Annotated in this window: 4 protein-coding genes; all 4 read right to left on the reverse strand. The window is 62.4% G+C overall.

Going from position 1 to position 4,007, the window contains the following annotated elements; translation table 11 throughout:
- Positions 1-122: 122 nt before the first annotated feature.
- On the reverse strand, positions 123-707 hold the full coding sequence (locus Rhe02_RS49210; protein WP_308442089.1) for a TIR domain-containing protein: 585 nt from the start codon (positions 705-707) through the stop codon (positions 123-125).
- On the reverse strand, positions 704-1,786 hold the full coding sequence (locus tag Rhe02_RS49215) for a hypothetical protein (protein WP_203915514.1): 1,083 nt from the start codon (positions 1,784-1,786) through the stop codon (positions 704-706). Before Rhe02_RS49215 ends, Rhe02_RS49210 begins: the two co-directional genes overlap by 4 nt.
- On the reverse strand, positions 1,783-2,319 hold the full coding sequence (locus tag Rhe02_RS49220; RefSeq protein ID WP_203915515.1) for an RNA polymerase sigma factor: 537 nt from the start codon (positions 2,317-2,319) through the stop codon (positions 1,783-1,785). Before Rhe02_RS49220 ends, Rhe02_RS49215 begins: the two co-directional genes overlap by 4 nt.
- 184 nt (positions 2,320-2,503) lie before the next feature.
- Positions 2,504-3,901 carry an ATP-binding protein gene (locus tag Rhe02_RS49225; RefSeq protein WP_203915516.1) on the reverse strand — a complete coding sequence of 466 codons (1,398 nt, stop codon included), beginning with the start codon at positions 3,899-3,901 and terminating at the stop codon, positions 2,504-2,506.
- Between the last annotated feature and the right edge of the window lie 106 nt (positions 3,902-4,007).

Genomic DNA, 4,007 nt, shown 5'->3' on the forward strand with positions numbered 1-4,007 from the left:
CCCCGGCGCCGACGAGCAGACCCAACTTGTCGCCGTCTCCCGCATGGGCTCCACAGTGGACTCGGTCAAACACCTGACGCCCGAGGACCTGCTGTCAGCCTGGCGTTAGGCGCATGCGCTCATCATGAGGATGGCCCATTCGTGGAACATCCTGGGAGACAGGCGAATCTGCGCACGTCCATCCAGTCGGCACCGTCGATGTTTACGGCACAGCCAGCCCCCTTGAGCCGCGTCGCGATTTTGTGCAGCTTTTCGACGGTCCCATCCAGATTGATCGCGTTGCGGCCGCCTAGGTCGGAGAAGGGCCTCAGGTCACCGATCTCCACGATGATCGTGCGGCGCGAGTCGACGGCGAAGGCCATCCCCGCCTCGAAGAGCACATTGGGCCTCGCCTGTCCCGTCGTCTGTATCTCGTACCCCGGATCGGTGCGGGTTAAGAATTTCTCGTCAAGCTTGACGAAGTCATCCGGAGTGAGCAGGACCACGACAGCCTGTGCCATGGTGAAGGCGTGAGCGACGGTTTCACCGACGAACGGCGTTGCTTGCCCTGTGCCGAGAACCAGCTCTTCCCATTCCAGCGGCCGCAGATCCAAGGCGCGCAAGAAGTCGAACATCGCCAATCGGGCCTGCCCATTGCGGCCGTGTATCACGAAAACCCGCCGGGCAGGGTCGGTGGAGACGACGTGATACGTCTCAAGGTGTGTCACCGCGCACGCTCGTTGGTGTGCTCAGCAAGAAGATAGAGCACATAGGACACCACGTAAGGTGCGTGAGCCTGGACATGGGATGGCGCTTCCAGAGCGATCTGCTCCTGGCCAAGCAACCGGCCATTGTCCGGATCGAAAATCAGAATGTCCCTTACCTTTCCCGATTGCGGATGCTCGCTGTCCACACCGATGGCGACACCGCGACGCCCAGCCCGGTCGACCACCGATCCGTAGGACCGCAATTCCGGGATGTCGGCCAGGACGCGCAACGTCGCAACACGCTGAGGTGGGGCCAGACAATGGAACCGATACATGTCGCCCACCGCTCGCAGGAGCCGCTCGGGTCCCTGGCCCGCCTGGTGGTAGGCCAGTTGACCCGCCAAAATGGGAACCTCGGCCGAGGGTTTGTTCACCACGACAGCGAACTTTCCCGGCGGATAGTCGGTCACTTCGACTTTGCCCGGCAGGTAGTCGCCGGTGAACCGGGTCAGCCACATTCCGCCGGGTACTGCCGGCAGCGTGACACGCCTTTCGTAGGCAGATTTGTCCTCTGCCCACCACGCTTGCCAGTCGTGGGCCACCACACCGGAACTCTGCGGGGTTACCTCGGCCGACCAGGTCTGCAACCGAACGTGGGTGTAGAGCCCCGTGCCGCAGTCGTTGCCGGCTGCGCCGGCAGTCCCCGAAAGCTGCAGCAAAGTCTCGTAGGCAGGAACCTTGCTGGTGACGGCTTGCCACTCCAGCTGGCCCGGGCGCTCCGCCGGTTCATAGCTGACGCTGGGTGCCAGTGCTTCGAGAATCGAGATCCACCCGATAGCGAGCACCACCACGCAAGACACCGTGATGATGCGGACCGCGGTCACCATCGACCCTTGCCCACCGGGTTGGTACACATCAATTGGCAGGCCAAGTATCCGCCGTATGCGCATCTTGAGCCGGTATCCGCTGCGCGCCTCAACCATCGCCCTTATTTCCGCCCCGGTGGTAGACGGTGCTGGGATCTGCTCACCCCCGGGCTGTACCACGTTGAGCTCGATCTGGCCGACAAGCCGATTACGGTCATCGTTGGACGTTCTCATCGACCTCTCTCCCGTTCGTCGCCGTGATCTTGCTTGAGATAATCGTTGCCCAGGATCTGGCGGATCTTCAATCTGACGTTTTGAAGGCGCTGACGACCCGCGGCCGAGCTGATGCCGAGAATCTCGGCGATCTGGGCGCGGCTTAGCTCGTCCACATAGGCCATCATCAGCAGCTCACACTGCGCCGGCGTCAGCTTGGCCAGGGCTCGACGCAGGTCGATCCCATGCTCCACCGAACCAGAGTTGGACAGGTGACGCATGATCGCTGCCTCGAGGACCTCGTGTCCAGATAGCTCCGGCCTACGTCGACAGGACCAGCGATAGTAGTTATTGAGATGGTATTTAGCTGTTTTGTACAGCCAGGGTAGTGGATCATCCGGGACCTTGTATCTCTTGGCCCAAGCGGTGTCGAAGGTCTTCTGCACCAGGTCGCCCACAGCTTCCGGCTCGCCTTGCAGCCGAGCAGACACCACCGCAGTGATTTGTACCTCGAACTTGTCGAGGAGTGCGTCATGCCACGTCGCATCACGCACACTGTTTTCCGCCAACGCCTCACGACTCCTGTCGAGACACAAAGATCGCACCGCACAGCCCAGGAAAGCTCTGCCCCACCCTCAGAACGTTCCCAGCCGCGGATCTGTGAGTCACAGTTTGGTCACGACATACAACTACCGTACGCATCGAAGAATGCACACGGCGCAATGATGGCGAAGGTGGCTAGCCGAAGATGTCGTCCGCCGTGACCACCAGTGTTTCCGGATCGGCGTGAGTGACACTCTCCCGTGCACAGACGACGAATTTCGGATTGTCTACCAGCGGCAGGCCGGAGTCGTGCAGCTTGCGGTCAAGGGCACGCACAGCCCGGCGCCCGTCCTCGGTTTTGGCCCACTTGGCCTCGCCGGCGATCGCCGCTCGACGGCCCCTTCCAACGAGCACCACCGCGTCCATTTCGCATGGATCTTCCTGTGGCCGCAGACGGCTTTTCCAAAACCGGCCGACCTCCGTCGCAGGTTCGGGCAAATCGAGTTCGTCAACTGTCCGGGTGAGGTGCGTGCGCAACGCCTCTTCCCAACGGTCGCCCATGTAGTCGTCGAACTGGGACTCCATAATCTTCGCGACGTGACTTGCCAGCCCTTGGGTGATGGCAGCTCGATGGGGCTCAACGATCGTGAGCCAGAAAGCCAGGAAGTTGTCAGCGATCCGGTATAGCGCCCGGCGGCCATCCGCTTCAACCCGAACCGGCTGGATACGTTCCACCAGATCAAGCTCCTGTGTGGCTTGCAAGGCGCGCGTTGGATCAGCCCCGACCGCGGTTTTCAGCTCTGCGAATCGCGTGTTGCCTCCGGATATCGCCCGCAACAACCGACCAGGAAGCCTCTCCCTGCCACCCCCGGGGAAGTCTTCTGTGGACAGAACCAGCTCGCCTTCGTTGAGCAGCAGAGCCTGCTCGCTGCAGAACAAACGCACAAGGTTCTGCCGAAAGCTCAGACCGTCATCCCAAAGGCTCAGATAGAAAGGCATCCCACCGCAGACTCCCCAAGCCTTGGCGCGCTCGCTCGGACTCAGGCGCGGCAGCAGCAATGCGCTTTCGCGGGGAGCGAACGGCTGCAGGCGCAGTCTCAGCGTTGCCCTGCCAAAGAGCGGCGCTCGTTCGTGCTGCAGTTCCTCCATCGTGCGCACGGCCGACCCGCACAGCAGCAGGCGCAGCTTGGTGTCTGCCATCCTCTCCCAGATCGCTCGAAGGCCGCTCGCCATCGAGGGATCGGAAGTCAAAAGCTCGGGCACCTCATCGATCGTGAGCAGTAGCGGCTGACGGTGAGCCGCGTCGGCAAGCGTGTCGAAGACGTCGTCCCAGCTGACGAACGGGCGGCTGAGCAGATCGCGCCGGCCGGCTGCCAAAACGGGAGCGGCAGCAGCGCTTAACGCGGCAAGCTCCTGGCCCAGCGGGCGGTTGCGCGCCACGTGGAAGATGCTCCGCTTGCCCCTGGCCCAATGGCTAATCAGGTAGGACTTCCCCACCCGCCGCCTGCCCCAGACGATGCCGAGCTGGGATCCGGGACGCTGCCACCACTCATCGAGAGCGGCGATCTCGCCGACGCGATTGACGAACGCCATGCTCACCGCCCTACGTATGCTACCCGCCACGTAGCCTACCGGTCACGTATGCTACCTGTCACGTAGCCTACGTGCCACGTAGGCTCAGACCATACTGCCAGCCGAC

This window comes from Rhizocola hellebori (assembly GCF_016862955.1).
Taxonomy (GTDB): domain Bacteria; phylum Actinomycetota; class Actinomycetes; order Mycobacteriales; family Micromonosporaceae; genus Rhizocola; species Rhizocola hellebori.

Coding starts and splice junctions, on each gene's coding strand:
- Rhe02_RS49225 (WP_203915516.1), bottom strand. CDS start 3,901: ATGGCGTTCGTCAATCGCGTCGGCGAGATCGCCGCTCTCGATGAGTGG.
- Rhe02_RS49215 (WP_203915514.1), bottom strand. CDS start 1,786: ATGAGAACGTCCAACGATGACCGTAATCGGCTTGTCGGCCAGATCGAG.